The organism is Flavobacteriales bacterium, from assembly GCA_016779935.1.
Taxonomy (GTDB): Bacteria; Bacteroidota; Bacteroidia; order Flavobacteriales; family UBA7312.
This window is the reverse complement of record JADHMQ010000011.1, coordinates 47503-63790: the sequence shown is the minus strand read 5'-3', so window position 1 is coordinate 63790 and position 16288 is coordinate 47503. Positions and strand designations below refer to the sequence as shown.

Below are 16288 nucleotides of genomic sequence, written 5' to 3'. Positions count from 1 at the left end.
TTGCATACGCGTTACGCACCCGTGCGCCACTCGTCAGCGGATTGCAAGCAATCCCTGTTACCGTTCGACTTGCATGTGTTAGGCCTGCCGCTAGCGTTCATCCTGAGCCAGGATCAAACTCTTCGTTGTATAAAAGTTTATATAATTTCCTGGTTCGTTCATAAGCTAAAAAAATTGACGTTGAATTTTGTTGTTTAAATTTCGTCTATCCCATTAAATCAAAGAACATTTTTGTTTTGCCTCTTTTCAGAATTAACTGAAAGGGTCGGCAAAGATACAATACTTTTGAATACCTCAAACTCTTTTGTTAAAATAATTTTAACTAAATAATCAAGGGTTGAAAACCGATTTGTTTTTCAAAATCACTTTTTCGTTCAAAAGCGGCTGCAAATATAGTTTCTTTAATGAACGTAACAAATCTTTTTTGTTTTTTTTTAATATATTTTTATAAGGCCTTATTTAAGCTAGTAAAAAGCTATTTTTAAATCGATTTTTTTTAATAAAAATCAAAAGATAGGGCGCAAGACCAATATCTTGAGGTCAGTAATTAGGGGAAGGATGTCAATAAGACGGATTACTTAAGGAGTGCTAGACGATATACTTATAGTCTTACCATTAAATAATTTTCCGTCTTCTGTGGAAAATCTGTAAATAAAGTGTGCCATTTGGCTAGCAGATACCTTTGCATTATAGCCTGGGAAAGCTTCTTCTAACATTTCAGTTTGAACTGCTCCCAAGGCCAGAGTATTAAATCTGTAAGTTGTTTCTTTAAATTCCTCCGCTAAACATTCTGTTAGGATTGTTAATGCGCCTTTACTACTACTATACACAGATAAGCCAGGGAACTTTACGCTTCCCTGAACTCCACCTACACTACTTATATTAATGACATGTGCTTCTAAAGAAAAAGAAGACAACAAATCTCTGGTTAACTTAATTATTGAAAAGACATTAATATTATATACATACTTAATGTCATCATTAGTCAACTTCCCAAAGGGCTTGTTGACTAATGCTCCAGCGTTATTTATTAAAATATCTATTTGCCCAAAATCAGAAACAGCATCAACAATTGGAGCAAATGATTCTTCACATAAATCAAATGCTAGAATAGTTGCCCCTAATTCCTCTAGTTTATTTAGTTTTTCTTTATTTCTTGAAATCGCTAATACATTATGACCTTCTGCCAAAAACAACTTGACTAACTCATATCCTATTCCTCTACTTGCTCCGGTTAAAACTACATTCATACTACAAAATTTAATCCTTCTTCAACTAAATGTTTAATTGACTTCTCATTTTTCTTTTTCAAATAATCAATAATTTCTGAAGATAGTATATCATCCTCACATATTTCTAATAATTCAATGGCACACAACCAGTCTTCTTTATAGTTAATTAGCTCAGACCATATGGAATATGTACTTTCATTGGGTAGGTCTCCATTTCTAACATCTCTAACTTTTTGATATAGTTTATGCAACTCTTTTCGTTGAGCAGAATAATTAATCTTATGCGTCTTTTCGCTAGGAACGAACGGATTATCTTTAGAGAAAATAGCTCTGTCTGCAGCTCCTGAGAAAACAGAAGTAATCTTCTGACCTATAGCCATATCATACATTCCCCATTCTGGCAAAAACAAAGCTTCCTCGTTATATGTGACTGTACATTCTTTAAATGACATGAGTATGTTTTCTCCTTTTATATTCTTAACTATATTAATGAGTTTTCCTGACACCTTAACGCCACTTGCAAATTCTATATCAACTCTTTTGGATGACTCTATTCCTAAATCACATAGTTGTTCTATACTCATTAACTCTAATGGTGTAGACTCTCCTTTAAGTAAACCAACTGGAGAACTAAATCCATCTTTGTGATAGTCTTTTCCATGACCTACAAGTTCTTTATTTTGCCAAGCCAAGGCTGTTGGGGATGATGTTGAAAGGTAAACAACTTTACCGTCTTTCTCAATTAATTTATTGAAGGTTCCTGAAACTTGAATACCAGAACTATACTCTGAGGTACAGATGTTTTGGGATTCTATTGCTTTGCTTAACCCATCAATTCCTCCTGTTCGAAGTGCCATTCCATTGGCAAACTCTTCTAGCACCTGAGTAAGGTAGGTGTAAGATGGCGTAACAAAGAGCTGTGGTTGTGGCTCAGTGATATCGAAAGCTAGATTAGCCGCATCTAATGAATATGGTATTTTCTTGACCTCATCTTTTAGACAACTTTCACTCTCTCCTATTGAGGATAAAAGTCCAGCTCCATAAATTTTAGGGTTTGAAAGATCACCAATAAGACCATATTCAACCGTCCACCAGTGTAAATTTCTAATTCTAGCCATCTCTGAAGGCTCACCCATATTTTGTTGAATACGGGAAATCTCCACTTCTGCCTTTTCTATTTCATCTGCTTTTGTATTCGGGTCTTCTTTGATTATTGATAAATGGCGAATGGCTTCATATAATTCAAAATCCTTTGATGATGAAATAGCCTTACTACCTATTTCTCCAAACAGCCTAAGATACTCGGCATACATGGGGTCTGCAATAATTGGCGCATGACCAGCTGCTTCATGAATTATATCTGGTGCTGGCGTATATTCTATATGTTCAATTTGGCGAATATCTGCTGCTATCACTAATACTTTATAGGCTTGAAATTCCATAAATGATGATGGTGGCAAAAAGCCATCGACACAAACACAACCCCAACCTATTTTACCAAGTATATCATTCATATCCTTGATATTAGGAATTGCATCTATGGTAATACCTGTTTTTTCCAAGCCATCTAAATAAGAACTGTCAGCTACATTTTTTAGGTAAGAAATATTCTTTCTCATGACATACCTCCAAAGGGCATGGTCTAATGCAGTATAACTACTGTAATCTTGATCAACAACAAATTGTCTAAGATGGTCGGGAAGTTTAGCCACCTGCGGGTTTCCAAAGTCGTTAAATATTGTTTTCATAATAGGCTAGTTAGAGAGCCAAATTTAGTAAAACAATTGAAATTTTAACTAAAAATTAAAAGTGTTTAGCAAGAGAGTTATCAAATAAATCTTTGAATTCACTTACTTCTCCAAAAGAATGATCATCAACTCTGATTTCTCCTTTGGTTACATGGCCTATTAAAGTGTATGGCACCTGAGATTTTTTCATCACATCTAAAAAGGCATCTTCAGTTGTTTCAGCAACAGATACTACTATGCGTGATGGTGCTTCACCAAAAAGAAACGCATCTTCTCTGATTTCAGAGGAAGTAGTAATATCGAAACCTAAATTCTTTGGCATTGCACTTTCAAGAAGTGTTATGAATAATCCACCGTCTGAAACATCATGAGCTGATTCAATTAGCTTAGCTCTGATTAATTTTTTAACGGATTCTTGTAGTTCAAACTCTTTATCCAAATCAAATTCTGGCGTAGAACTTTCTTTGAAATTATGATATGATGCTAGATATTCTGAACTGCTTATGTCATTTTTTGACTCTCCAAGTAGGAATATTAAATCACTTTTTCCTTTGAAGTCAAGAGACATTACACGGTCTTTATCTTCTACTATACCTAACATTCCAATAGTCGGTGTTGGGAAAACGGGTACCTCTTTACCTTCTAATGCTGTTTGATTGTAAAAACTAACGTTTCCACCGGTAACTGGCGTCTTAAACTTCAGACAAGCCTTTGTCATTCCTTTAATGGCTCCGACAAATTGCCAATATACTTCTGGGTTATATGGGTTTCCGAAGTTTAAACAATTGGTAATTGCACTTGGCACTCCTCCTGAACACACAATGTTTCTCGCAGCTTCGGCTACTGCCATAGCACAGCCTTCTTCAGGATTCGCGTTTACCATTCTGGCGTTACAATCAACCGTCATCGCTAGGGCTTTATTAGTACCTTTAATATTTACTACTCCTGCATCTTTTGGTGAATTTGTCCCCATATTGATAGTGCCTACCATTGAGTCGTACTGTTCATAGATCCATTTTTTTGAAGCTATGTTTGGGTGTAATGCTAAATACTTAGCCACTTTCACTAAATCTTTAGGTTGCTCAATGCTATCTATACTGAAGGACTTAAATCTTTTAAAATACTCTGGCTCAGAGTATTCTCGAGTATATACTGGCGCACCGCCGCCAAGAACTAAATCATCGGCTGGAACATCGGCAACCAATTCACCATGCATATAATATTTTAATCTTCCTCCAGAGGTTACTTCTCCTATTTGCTCACAACTTAAATCCCATTTATCATATATTTTCTGAACGATATGCTCCTTGCCTTTTTCTACAACTATAAGCATACGTTCTTGGGATTCTGAAAGAAGAATTTCCCAATCTTTCATGTTTTCTTGTCGTGTTGGGACTTTATCTAAGTGAATAATCATACCATGTTCTCCGGCTGCACTCATTTCAGAGGTTGAACACGTAATTCCTGCTGCGCCCATATCTTGCATACCAACAATAGCATCTGTTTGCCCTAACTCAAGTGTTGCTTCTAGAAGTAATTTTTCTTGAAAAGGATCTCCTACCTGAACTGCTGGTAAATCATTGGCTGAATCTTCTGTAATATCTTTGGATGCAAATGCTGCTCCATGAATACCATCTTTACCAGTTCTAGAACCAACTATAAATACTGGATTCCCTACTCCAGAAGATGTTGCTGAAATCAATCCATCAGCTTTCATAATTCCTGCCGAAAAGGCATTGACTAATGGGTTTGTATTGTAGCATTCGTCAAAGAATACTTCACCGCCCACAATTGGAATACCGAAGGCATTTCCATAGTCGCCAATTCCTTTCACAACACCTTTAACGAGCCACTTTGTTCTATCAAGTTCTATATTTCCAAATCGAAGTGAATTAAGCTGAGCAATTGGACGAGCACCCATTGTGAAAATATCTCTATTAATACCTCCTACACCTGTTGCAGCACCTTGGTAAGGTTCAAGTGCTGATGGGTGGTTATGGCTTTCTATTTTAAATGCACAAGCAAGACCGTCACCAATATCAACTAGTCCGGCATTTTCCTCTCCTGCTTTTACTAGCATATGAGGCCCATCTTTTGGCAAGGTTTTCAACCAAGTAATGGAGTTCTTGTAAGAACAGTGTTCCGACCACATTACTGAAAAAATACTCATCTCAGTAAAGTTTGGTGTGCGTCCTAATATTTCCTTGATTTTGTCAAATTCTTCAGGGCGAAGACCAAGTTCGACAGCCTGTTCTAGTGTAGCTAATGTTGTGGTTGCTTGTAAAGACATATTATTCGTTTTCTAAATGGCAAAAATATAAATACCTCTAGTATAAACGAACTAAATATCGCAGCTTTTTAAAAAGTTATTAAGAAATAGTAATTACCAAATTACCTCTTCTACTCTTTCGTACCAAGAAACATAATTATCCTTGTGAAGTTTCTCAACTTCATTTCGTTTTATTTTCATTGAGGGAGTCAAAAGGTTATTCTCAATAGTCCATTCTTGATCTAGAACTATTATCTTTTTTAACCTTTCATGCGCATCAAATTTTGGATTTACAATGGATAACGTTTTGGATAGACTTGCTACAACATCTTGAGATGGTCTACTTTTTCCATATTCTGAGAGTGTAACCAAAGCAATCGGTTGCGGGATATTTTCCCCCACTACACAAACTTGCTCAATGTTTTTATTTGCAGAAAGCTTCATCTCAATAGGTGCCGGAGCCACATATTTGGCTTTGGATGTTTTGAATAAATCCTTCACCCTTCCCGTAATTTTTAAAAATCCTTTACTATCAATGTGTCCTTCATCACCAGTATATAACCAACCGTCTTTGATAGTATCTTGGGTTTGCTTTTCTTCTTTGTAGTAGCCATCCATTAAGGCAACGTGCTTTATTAAAATCTCATTTTTCTCACTTAGTTTGACTTCACAATGTGGCAGTGCTTTTCCTACAAATCCAAATTGAATGTCATCATTTAGAGTAACGTGAGAATAACAACAGTTTTCCGTCATAGCATAAGCTTCTTGAATGTTTATCCCTAGACGTTTAAACCATTTTAATGTAGAAACTGGTGTTGGTGCTGCTCCTGTAAATACATTTCTTGCTTCTTGTAAACCAAGTCCTGATTTTATCTTCTTTTTAATAAGAGATGAAACACCAGGAATAGCAAGTAAAATATTTAATTTCTTTTGAGGTAATTTTGTTAAAATACCTTGTTGGAATTTTGTCCATATTCGTGGAACACCTAAAAAGGCCGTTGGTTTAGTGTCTGATAAATTCTTTGCAAATGTATCTAAGCTTTCAGCGAAAGATACCATACCGCCTGAGTATAAACTACCCATCTCCACTAACAGACGTTCTGCGATATGACAGAGTGGTAGATAGGAGAAAAAGCGTTCTTCAGTTGCTAATCCTAGTAATGGGACTGCATTTGATGTTGCAAATGAAAAGTTGTAAAATTTATGCATCACTCCTTTTGGCATTCCAGTTGTACCAGAAGTGTATATTATAGTTGCCAAATCTTTTGGCTCTCTTATCACATTTTCTGAAATAGGCTCAACATCTTTTATTACATCTCCCCAAACCGGATATCCTTCTTCAGAGTAAAAAGGGTAAGCTATACAAGGCATATCTTTTGGAATACCTGGTCGCATACTTGCAAAATCATCTAATTTACCTACAAACACCAATTTAGTTTCACTGTGATCAAGAATTTGTTTTATACTTTCAGCCTTTAAGTTTGGATATAAGGGAACTGAAACATGACCTGCCATCATGATGGCTAAATCACTGATTATCCAATGTGCACAGTTTTTAGAAAGTATTGCAATTTTACTTTTAGGTGCTAAATCGAGAGATTGAAGATATGCTGCCATTTTTCTGACTTCTGTAGCCGATTCGGACCAAGTCCATTTGTGCCACTCGTCATTTATGGGCTGACGCATATATAATTTGTTAGGCGATTCATTCTCCCAACGGTATAGCATTTCTAAAGGTGATTGATAATCTTGCATAGGTATTTTAATTTGATTTCCCCAAATATAAAAATTTACATTACATATTTAACTAATATCTTAAAATCAGTCAATCTATCGCCTTCGATACTTCTTGAACGAATGGACGTATTATCGTAATAAAGCGTTTGTGCAACCTTAAAGTTAAGGGTTAACTGTTTGTTAAGTTTATACTTTAGAAGCCCAATAATTCTTTGTCCTTCACCATAAAACGCTGGAACAGAAAAGGAGTATAACACATCGGGTTCATAGACGTAAATTCTTGTCGAATAATTTGGAGTATCAAATAAAAGATACCTCATTGAACATGACCAATTACTTTCTAAGGGTTTATATTTTACATCATAGAAAATCAAATACCCCCAATCGTTTTCTGACATACTCCATGATGAACGACTTTTAAATGAAAAATCATTGAGTTTAAAATTTAGTTGTGCAAGAATCTTCATGGAAGACGATTCTTCAATAACATCAAGCCCTATTTCATCATTTTGATTTGTAGTTTTTGACTCCCAATTTATTCGTGCCAAAGCTTGATGCTTTTTTGATGCTTTATACTTTAGTTGAATGTTGTGGTCTTTACCTCTTAAAGGAACATCCGTATAATAACTCTTTTCAGGAAAATAATAATAATCTGAATAAGATGATAAGTTCCATTTTTTTGATAAATCAAGATTTATTGCCGAATATAATCCTCTTTCATTTCTAATAGTGGATTGCTCAGAAAAGGCGTTCGATTCCCAAGAGTAGTAATCTGAGGGATAATTTCTATATAGCAAAGCATATGATAAATTTCGTGATAGATTTATTGTCATTCCAGACAAACATGAAAACGAATGTTGTGCTAGGCTCATTTCGCCAAACAAGTACATATTTTTAATTGTAATGGAATAATCCGCTGCAACAGAAAGTGAATTTTCAAGAGTATCTTTGAGAACTTTTATAGGTTTATCCCAATCTTGATAATTAAAATAAACTGAAGAATTGAAGCGGCTTTTTTGAAAGGATAGCCGACTTCCAAATGTTTTTTGAAGAAGTTGATGTTTATTTTCTATCTCAGTTAGTGTTCTGTGCAAGCCTACATCACTTAAAGACGTTATCAACTGTGATGTTTCATCATAATTAGCATCAATTTCTTTGTAAGAAAGCCAGGAAGACCATTTCCATCTCTTATATTTTTGTTCAATTGCTAACCCTCTGTAAAAGTGACTTTCTCGAGTTGAAGTATGTGAACGAAAGGTAGGACTTCTTTTAAATGTATTCAATACATTTGCTGACTTTCCAAAGCTAAACCCCTGATAATTTAACAATCCTTGCCCCAATGAAAGTTGATAATCTCCAATAAAAAGATGTGTATTTCTTTTTTTAACATTTAAATGGAAAGAGTTAAAATCAAAGTGTTTTTCACCAGCATCTTTTTCGTTAACAAAGCCAAAATTCACATTTTTATAACTACCCTTATACCTTAAGTTATATTTGCTTTTATTTCCAATAAAGGTTCCGTCAGAAAATTCTATCTGATCCTCCAAAAAACTTTGGTAAAGAGCAATTAATTGATGGCGTAATTTTTTTACCTCAGCTGATTTTGGCTCGACACTTACACATTCAAACAATAAACTAATTGTATTTCTTTTTAAGTCATTAATCGCTTGCAATTCATACACTGAACGAAACAATGTTTTGGACTCTCTATATTTTATAATTGAGATTGCTTCTTCTTTAGTTACAAATGGCAGTTGCAATAAATCGTCAATAGAACAATCATTTTGATTAATGGGAGATTCCAAAACCTCGTATAGAAAAGAAAGTTCACTTTCGTCTACATTTTCATTTTCCAAATAAAAAGCCAATGCCTCTGGTAATTCTTGAGCGTAAACACAGTTACAAATGAGAATCATTAAAAGGATTTTTTTCATTTTCTAAAAGAATATGAAATTCCAACTTGAGGACTAAAACCCAAATAAGAATGATGAGATAGAAAAGCTTCTAAGGATATGTTTTTCAATTTATAAGCTAGTCCGAAACGATTAAAAAAAGCAGTGTTTGATACAGCTCCTTGAATAGATACTTTTTCTAAAATTGTATAATTGACATGCAGTATCACTGAAGTAGGCAAATCTGATTCTTTTCGAGCCGAAAGAAATAATGCTGCTTTTTTTGAAAGCCAATAGGCAAAGCCTATATCTAAAGAAGTAGTTTGCAATTCTGCTCTCAAAGGGTTTTTTAACTGCACTCCAAATGAAATTTTCTCACTGATTGACGACTGCATACCAATATCAGCAATGAAAGAAGATCGATTTTCAGAATGTATAGAAATTGAATTAACTCTCATTCTCATTCCAAGCTGAAAGGCTGATGAAAAGTATCGGGCAAATGAAAGTGCTATTTCATTTTCATTGTATATATAATCTCCTGAATTTATCCAGCTAGCCCCAATTACTCCAAAATTTAAAGGGCCGACCACTGCTAATTTTGAAGTTGACAATTCACTTAATCCAAAAGCATAGGTGTTGGAAACACCAAGAGCGTAATTTGAAGAGTGACTTATACCAGCACAATTATGAGACCACAATCCTTTTCCTATTACAGATTGACCTTCTATAAGAGTGGATTGTGCATATAATACGCAACTAAATACTGTAAAATACAGGCAAAGCAAGATGGCTTTCATAGCTAAAATAATGAAAGCCTAAGGTATTAAATATTTCAGAGATTATGAACTCTATTATCATTAACAAGACTGCTCTCTTTGGTACTATCGCCCTCCTCTTTTAATTGTAACATTTCAATTTTCACCTGTAGATATTGTAACGTCTCTAGCATCTGGGCAAACACAGCTAAATGAGTATCGGTTATTTGAGAGAAAAAACAACAAGAACCATTGCATTTAAACACTATTTTTTCTCTTTTTTTGTTTGACTCAATTTTGTGTGAAAGACTACCATCATTATCCACTAATTCAACCTTATTATTACCACTTAGATCGACAAAATGTATATCATTGTCAATTCTTATGACTTCAAATTTTTCATCAAGATTAAGCAGCACTAAAATACTTTCTACTGTGTCCCTTCTTGCCAGTTGTAAAGAAAAGGCAGAATAGTTATCATTAAAAAATTCATGCGATTCAATAACTTTAATACCATCATATCTTTAAGTATTTTATATTTTTCACATAATTACGCAAATAAGCTTTCACCCTAAAAAATTAGAAAGTTATCATATTCATAAGCTGACTTATCAAAAAATATTTTTGAATTAGTCAAAAAAAAGCCTCTGCTGTATTAGCAGAGGCTTTGTAAAAATTATATAAAGTTGAAATCGACTACTGAACTCTAAATTCAAACTTTTCGCTTGCTAAATCTTGGTTAGCTTTTACAATTTTTTGTTTCATGTTCATTTTGAACTCTACCATTCTAGCATGAAGCTCTTCATCTGAAGTAGATAAGATTTGTCCTGCTAAAATCCCAGCATTGTAAGCTGCATCTAGTCCAACTGTTGCAACTGGAATTCCAGGAGGCATTTGAAGGATTGAGAGGATGCTATCCCATCCGTCAATAGAAATAGATGAACGGCAGGGAACACCAATTACTGGAACTGTAGCAAAAGCAGCAACAACACCTGGCAAGTGAGCAGCACCACCAGCGCCAGCAATAATTACCTTAATGCCATTGGCATGTGCATTTGAGGCAAATTCTTCTACTTTTTCGGGAACACGGTGTGCCGACAAAGCGTTTATTTCAAATGGGATTTTCATTGAATTAAGGAAGTCTGCTGCTTTTCGCATAACTGGCATATCAGATGTACTCCCCATAATGATACTTACTACTGCTTTCATAATTTGTGTTGTTATAATTTAATGCTGCGAATTTAAAAAAGTTGTTAAAATAAAATCCTAGTTTTATTGTAAATTCGCAGACTAATTGTATAAATAGTGCAAATACTCGATAAAACCTTCGAACCATTCCTTGAACAAGAAGACATTCAAAATATTGTTAGTCAAGTAGCAAAGGAAATGGATATTCTCAAAAATGAGAATCCACTTTTTATAATTGTTTTGAAAGGTTCTTTTCTATTTGCTTCCGATTTACTTAAAGCACTTTCTTTTGATTCTGAAATAACATTTATGCAAATCAAATCCTATGAAGGCACTCAGAGTTCAGGAGAGATTAAAGATATAATGGGTGTGCCAATGAATTTGAAAGATAGAACAATTGTTATAATCGAAGATATTGTAGATACTGGCAATACATTGGAATATTTGTACAATCGATTATCCAAAGAAAATCCTAGTAAAATTCACATCGCTAGTCTATTACTAAAACCTGATGTGTATTCTAAAGAAATACCAATTGACTTTGTAGGAAAAGAAATTCCTAACCATTTTGTTGTTGGATATGGATTGGATTATGAAGAATTAGGACGAACTTTAACACAAATTTACAAACTCAAAAATTCTTAACTATGTTAAATATTGTCTTGTTTGGACCTCCTGGTGCAGGAAAAGGAACACAATCCCAATTACTGATTGATAAGTATTCGCTTATCCACCTTTCGACAGGAGACATTCTAAGAGGTGAAATTGCAAAAGGAAGTGAACTCGGTTTACAAGCCAAAAGCATTATGGACAGAGGCGATTTAGTGCCTGACGACGTTGTCATTAAAATGATTCAGTCAATCTTAGAAGATAATTTAGAAGCAACAGGCTTTATTTTCGATGGTTTCCCTAGAACTACAGCTCAGGCAGAATCTCTTGATAATATGCTATCTGATTTAAACACCTCTATTACAACAATATTATCTCTTGATGTCGATGATGATGAACTCACCAAGCGTTTATTGGAAAGAGGAAAAAGTAGTGGGCGTGCTGATGATGCAAATGAATCTATCATCAGAAATCGAATCAACGAATACAACAACAAAACAGCTCCACTAAAAGAATACTACAACAATCAACTCAAATTACAATCTATTGAAGGTGTAGGTACAATCGAAGAAATCAATTCTAAGTTGTGTATAGCTATTGATAATTTATAATGAAAGTAAAAAACTCCAACTTTGTTGACTATGTTAAAATCTTTTGCCGTTCTGGTAAAGGAGGGGCTGGCTCAACTCACTTTCTTAGAGATAGGACTACAGCTAAAGGAGGTCCTGACGGAGGTGATGGAGGTCGTGGTGGACATATTATCATTCAGGGAAATGACCAAATGTGGACATTGCTACACTTGAAATACCAAAAACATCTTTTCGCTGAACATGGAGGTTCAGGAAGCGGAAATAATCGAATTGGAAAAGATGGACAAAGTAAATTACTTCAAGTCCCTCTTGGGACAGTTGCCAAACATGCTGAAACTGGTGAAGTATTATTCGAAATTACAGAACATAATGAAGAAAGAATACTCCTTGAGGGCGGAAAAGGCGGAAAAGGAAATGTACATTTTAAATCATCAACAAACCAAACGCCACGTTATGCTCAACCAGGCATTGACTCACTAGAAGATTGGTTTATTCTAGAACTTAAAGTTTTAGCAGATGTTGGACTTGTAGGTTTTCCGAATGCTGGAAAATCCACTCTGCTATCTGTAATTTCTGCTGCAAAACCTGAAATTGCTAATTATCCATTTACCACTTTAGTGCCAAATCTTGGAATAGTTTCTTATCGAGATGATCGCTCATTTATAATGGCAGATATCCCTGGAATAATTGAAGGTGCTGCTGAAGGAAAGGGCTTGGGCTTACGCTTTTTAAGACATATTGAACGTAATTCAACTTTACTGTTTTTAGTGCCCGCTGATAGCAATGATATTGCTAAAGATTACCACATCTTACTAGGTGAACTTGAAAAATATAATCCTGAATTACTAGATAAAGACAAAATCCTTGCCATAAGTAAATCTGATATGCTTGATGATGAACTTAAAGAAGAAATATCTAATGAACTACCGAAAGACATTGAAAGTATTTTTATTTCTTCAGTAGCCCAGCAAGGACTAGTAGAACTCAAAGATTTAATTTGGAAAAAATTAACTTCCTAAATGGATTGGCTTCTTGAACTTGACAAAGATTGGTTTTATCTGATTAATCAATCGGGTAGAGAAAGCTGGGACGCTTTCATGCTCTTTACAACGCATAAACTCTCTTGGATACCACTCTACTTACTTTTAGTACTACTAATTATTAGAGAAAAAAAGAGAGAAAGCATCTGGATTTTTGCAGCTATTGGCTTTGTTATTCTTCTTTGTGACATGGGAAGCGTACACCTTTTTAAAAATAATTTCGAACGATTACGTCCATGCTACGCATTAGAAAATGTTCGCTTAGTAACTGAAGGCTGTGGTGGTAAATTTGGTTTTATTTCCTCACACGCTTCCAATGTCTTTGGACTGGCAATAATAATTGGAAAACTCTTAGAAAAGAAAAGCCTATTTCTACTTCTCTTTTTTTGGGCAGTATTAGTCTCCTATAGTAGAGTATATGTAGGCGTTCACTACCCTATTGATATAATTGGTGGAATGCTATGGGGAACTTTTGTAGCTTTGTTAACCGTTAAGTTACATACTTATCTAACAAAAAAATGAAGCAATTTAATCTAGTTTGGTTTGTTTGGCTTGTTTTAGTCATATGTTGGAATTACATCTGGGAATCTGTTCCGCCAATTGCAGATGTTATTGTTGCTGTCATTCTTTCTATTTTTGCATATCAAATTAATCTAAAATTAAAACAGTGAAGAAAATCTTAATCATAGCTTTAATACTTTCAAGTGGAATTACACAAGCACAAGAAAAGCCTAAACTCGTTGTTGGAATTGTAGTAGACCAAATGCGTTATGATTACATCTACCGATTTTGGAATCAGTTTCAAGATGATGGTTTCAAAAAACTTGTCAATGAAGGTTATTTTTTAAGAAACACACATTACAACTATACCCCTACTTATACAGGACCTGGACATGCAAGTATATTCACAGGTACTACTCCGTCTGTTCACGGTATCATAGGAAACAACTGGTATAATAAAGCGGATGGACTTTCAGTCTACTGTGCTGGAGATGGTAATTCTACCACTGTTTGCGATTGTGAAAACCATATTGATGTGGAATCAGCAGCTGGTAAGATGTCACCTCACCGAATGTTGACTACTACATTTGGTGATGAGCTAAAATTGTTTAGTCCTGAATCCAAAGTTTTTGGTATTTCAATAAAAGATAGAGGAGCTATTTTACCTGCTGGGCATATGGCCAATGGTGCCTTTTGGATGGGTAAAAGTGGAGAGTGGATTTCAAGTTCTTACTACTATGAACAACTTCCCGAATGGTTGTTGCAATTTCAACAAGACAAACCTGCTACAAGCTATTTCAAAGGAGCATGGAAAGGTAAAGGCTTTGGCTACCCCATGGACAGTTTGCTGGCAAGCAGAGGGCCTTCATCTGTAAAAAGCACTCCTCAAGGCAATACTTACCTCAAAGATTTAGCTATTGAGTTGATGAAAAGTGAAGAATTAGGAAAAGATAATATAACGGATGTATTGTCTGTTAGTTTTTCATCAACAGACTACATAGGTCATCAGTTTGGGCCGCATGCTCAAGAATTAGTTGACACCTACATTAAACTTGATAAAGATATTGCAGAAATTATCCAATATATCAACTCAACTGTTGGTAAAGAAAATGCGCTTGTATTTTTAACTTCAGATCATGGTGTAGTAAGTGTTCCAAATGAATTAAAGAAAAGAAAAATACCAGCCGGTTACTTTAATGCTTCTGATTTAACCACCCAATTAAACGCTCATCTTTCTAAACGATTTGGCGAAGAAAATTGGGTGCTGAAATATTCTAATCAACAGTTTTTCCTAAATCGAAAATTGATTGAAGAAAGTAAATTAAGCCATTATGAAGTACAGCAAGTTGCTGCCGACTTTTTACTTAATGTTGATGGCGTTCAGTACACTTACACTGCTCATCAGCTTCACAATAACGAATACCAAAATAGTTTTCATTCCTTTATACAAAAAGGCTTTAATCAAAAACGTTCTGGGGATGTAGTTATAGCCTTAAATTCAGGGTGGATTGAATGGAACTCTCCAACGGGTACCACACACGGCTCATGTTTTAGTTATGACACGCACGTACCCTTATTATTCTGGGGTAAAAGCATTAAACATGGCCTTTCTGACGAATACATTTCAATTAGCGATATAGCGCCTACAATTAGCACATTACTTGGCATTTCTTTTCCAAATGGCTGTACTGGAAACCCAATCCGAAATATTACTGAATGAGAATAGTCAAAAGTCAAAACTATTCAATATATGTTGGGAATACTGTTCTCAAGGAAATAGATGTGTCAACATATTCAAAAATTGCCATTCTTGTTGACGAAAACACAAAGGAATCCTGTTTAGATATATTCTTAAATGAAACGAATATCTCTTACGATGTTTTAATCTGTATTTCATCTGGGGAAACACATAAAACTATCAATACTTGCCAACTAATTTGGGATGAATTAAGCCAACATCAATTTGACAGAAAGTCTCTATTCATAAACCTCGGAGGTGGAGTGATTGGCGACATGGGTGGCTTTGCAGCTTCATGCTACAAAAGGGGTATCGATTTTATTCAGATACCCACTACCCTTTTGGCTATGGTGGATGCATCAATTGGCGGAAAACTTGGAATAGATTTTTCTAACTTAAAAAATCAAATTGGCTTGTTTAAAAATCCAAAGAGTGTTTACATCTTTCCATCTTTCCTAAATACTTTAGATAAAGAACAACTATACTCTGGCTATGCAGAAGTAATAAAACATGCTTTAATTTACGACGCTGAAATGTGGAAAACTCTTAGCGCATCATCCGTTGAACAGTTAAATTGGGAAGAGCTTATTGAAAGAAGCGTCAAGATTAAAAATGAAATAGTAAAAGCTGACCCAACAGAAAAGGGAGTTAGGAAAATTTTGAATTTTGGCCATAACATAGGACACGCTATTGAAAGCTATTATTTATCTATTGGAAAAGAGGTGTTGCATGGTCAAGCTGTAGCAACTGGAATGTTATTGGAAAGTAAACTATCAAGCCTTTCTATTGAGGAGAAAACCGAGATACATAACTTCTTACACACTACTTTTAAAATAATTGACTTACCTAATTTTGAAAGTGTTTTTCCTTTTTTAAAAAATGACAAGAAAAATGAGAGTAACGAATTTAAGTTTTCATTGCTTTCAAAAATCGGGAAATGCGACTATAATTGCACCGTAGATCTTTCAAAAATTAAAGCTCAGTTTTAA

The 16288-nt window shown here is 34.8% G+C and carries 13 protein-coding genes and 1 rRNA gene; 6 read left to right on the top strand and 8 right to left on the bottom strand.

Features of this window, described 5'->3' with window-relative positions; all coding sequences use genetic code 11:
* The 8 genes from ISP73_06550 to purE all read right to left on the bottom strand — a co-directional run.
* Positions 1 to 129: ribosomal RNA gene (locus ISP73_06550) — 16S ribosomal RNA — on the bottom strand; the annotation flags it as partial.
* Between the two features lie 449 nt (positions 130 to 578).
* Positions 579 to 1250: an SDR family oxidoreductase gene (locus ISP73_06545; protein MBL6658242.1), complete on the bottom strand. Its 672-nt coding sequence runs from the start codon at positions 1248 to 1250 to the stop codon at positions 579 to 581.
* Positions 1247 to 2980 (bottom strand): aromatic amino acid hydroxylase, encoded by a 1734-nt coding sequence (locus ISP73_06540; protein ID MBL6658241.1) that lies wholly within the window; start codon positions 2978 to 2980, stop codon positions 1247 to 1249. Before ISP73_06540 ends, ISP73_06545 begins: the two co-directional genes overlap by 4 nt.
* Before the next feature lie 55 nt (positions 2981 to 3035).
* Complete coding sequence (gene purL / locus ISP73_06535; protein MBL6658240.1) at positions 3036 to 5270, bottom strand: phosphoribosylformylglycinamidine synthase subunit PurL; 2235 nt, start codon at positions 5268 to 5270, stop codon at positions 3036 to 3038.
* Positions 5271 to 5363: 93 nt separating this feature from the next.
* Positions 5364 to 7004: an AMP-binding protein gene (locus tag ISP73_06530; protein ID MBL6658239.1), complete on the bottom strand. Its 1641-nt coding sequence runs from the start codon at positions 7002 to 7004 to the stop codon at positions 5364 to 5366.
* Between the two features lie 35 nt (positions 7005 to 7039).
* Positions 7040 to 8920, bottom strand: a complete 1881-nt coding sequence (locus ISP73_06525) for a helix-hairpin-helix domain-containing protein (protein ID MBL6658238.1) — start codon at positions 8918 to 8920, stop codon at positions 7040 to 7042.
* A complete protein-coding gene (locus ISP73_06520; protein MBL6658237.1) occupies positions 8917 to 9675 on the bottom strand; it encodes a hypothetical protein in 759 nt (252 codons plus the stop codon). Before ISP73_06520 ends, ISP73_06525 begins: the two co-directional genes overlap by 4 nt.
* A 654-nt stretch (positions 9676 to 10329) precedes the next feature.
* Complete coding sequence (gene purE, locus ISP73_06515; protein ID MBL6658236.1) at positions 10330 to 10842, bottom strand: 5-(carboxyamino)imidazole ribonucleotide mutase; 513 nt, start codon at positions 10840 to 10842, stop codon at positions 10330 to 10332.
* A gap of 93 nt (positions 10843 to 10935) precedes the next feature.
* On the opposite strand from purE, the gene hpt reads away from it, so the two are divergent.
* The 6 genes from hpt (at position 10936) to aroB (ending at position 16288) form a co-directional block, all read left to right on the top strand.
* A complete protein-coding gene (hpt, locus tag ISP73_06510; GenBank protein ID MBL6658235.1) occupies positions 10936 to 11466 on the top strand; it encodes a hypoxanthine phosphoribosyltransferase in 531 nt (176 codons plus the stop codon).
* A 2-nt stretch (positions 11467 to 11468) separates the two neighbouring features.
* Positions 11469 to 12041 (top strand): adenylate kinase, encoded by a 573-nt coding sequence (locus ISP73_06505; GenBank protein ID MBL6658234.1) that lies wholly within the window; start codon positions 11469 to 11471, stop codon positions 12039 to 12041.
* Entirely contained in the window at positions 12041 to 13039 is a 999-nt protein-coding gene (gene obgE, locus ISP73_06500; GenBank protein ID MBL6658233.1) for a GTPase ObgE, read from the top strand. The genes ISP73_06505 and obgE overlap by 1 nt, the downstream gene beginning before the upstream one ends.
* Positions 13040 to 13582: a phosphatase PAP2 family protein gene (locus ISP73_06495; GenBank protein ID MBL6658232.1), complete on the top strand. Its 543-nt coding sequence runs from the start codon at positions 13040 to 13042 to the stop codon at positions 13580 to 13582.
* Between the two features lie 145 nt (positions 13583 to 13727).
* Complete coding sequence (locus ISP73_06490; GenBank protein MBL6658231.1) at positions 13728 to 15281, top strand: alkaline phosphatase family protein; 1554 nt, start codon at positions 13728 to 13730, stop codon at positions 15279 to 15281.
* Positions 15278 to 16288, top strand: coding sequence for a 3-dehydroquinate synthase (aroB, locus tag ISP73_06485; protein MBL6658230.1), 1011 nt, complete (start codon positions 15278 to 15280; stop codon positions 16286 to 16288). Before ISP73_06490 ends, aroB begins: the two co-directional genes overlap by 4 nt.

What these genes read in the sequence shown, in the direction of transcription:
- ISP73_06545 (MBL6658242.1), bottom strand. Translation starts at nt 1,250, where the DNA reads ATGAATGTAGTTTTAACCGGAGCAAGTAGAGGAATAGGATATGAGTTA.
- ISP73_06540 (MBL6658241.1), bottom strand. Translation starts at nt 2,980, where the DNA reads ATGAAAACAATATTTAACGACTTTGGAAACCCGCAGGTGGCTAAACTT.
- purL (MBL6658240.1), bottom strand. Translation starts at nt 5,270, where the DNA reads ATGTCTTTACAAGCAACCACAACATTAGCTACACTAGAACAGGCTGTC.
- ISP73_06530 (MBL6658239.1), bottom strand. Translation starts at nt 7,004, where the DNA reads ATGCAAGATTATCAATCACCTTTAGAAATGCTATACCGTTGGGAGAAT.
- ISP73_06525 (MBL6658238.1), bottom strand. Translation starts at nt 8,920, where the DNA reads ATGAAAAAAATCCTTTTAATGATTCTCATTTGTAACTGTGTTTACGCT.
- ISP73_06520 (MBL6658237.1), bottom strand. Translation starts at nt 9,675, where the DNA reads ATGAAAGCCATCTTGCTTTGCCTGTATTTTACAGTATTTAGTTGCGTA.
- purE (MBL6658236.1), bottom strand. Translation starts at nt 10,842, where the DNA reads ATGAAAGCAGTAGTAAGTATCATTATGGGGAGTACATCTGATATGCCA.
- ISP73_06505 (MBL6658234.1), top strand. Translation starts at nt 11,469, where the DNA reads ATGTTAAATATTGTCTTGTTTGGACCTCCTGGTGCAGGAAAAGGAACA.
- obgE (MBL6658233.1), top strand. Translation starts at nt 12,041, where the DNA reads ATGAAAGTAAAAAACTCCAACTTTGTTGACTATGTTAAAATCTTTTGC.
- ISP73_06495 (MBL6658232.1), top strand. Translation starts at nt 13,040, where the DNA reads ATGGATTGGCTTCTTGAACTTGACAAAGATTGGTTTTATCTGATTAAT.
- aroB (MBL6658230.1), top strand. Translation starts at nt 15,278, where the DNA reads ATGAGAATAGTCAAAAGTCAAAACTATTCAATATATGTTGGGAATACT.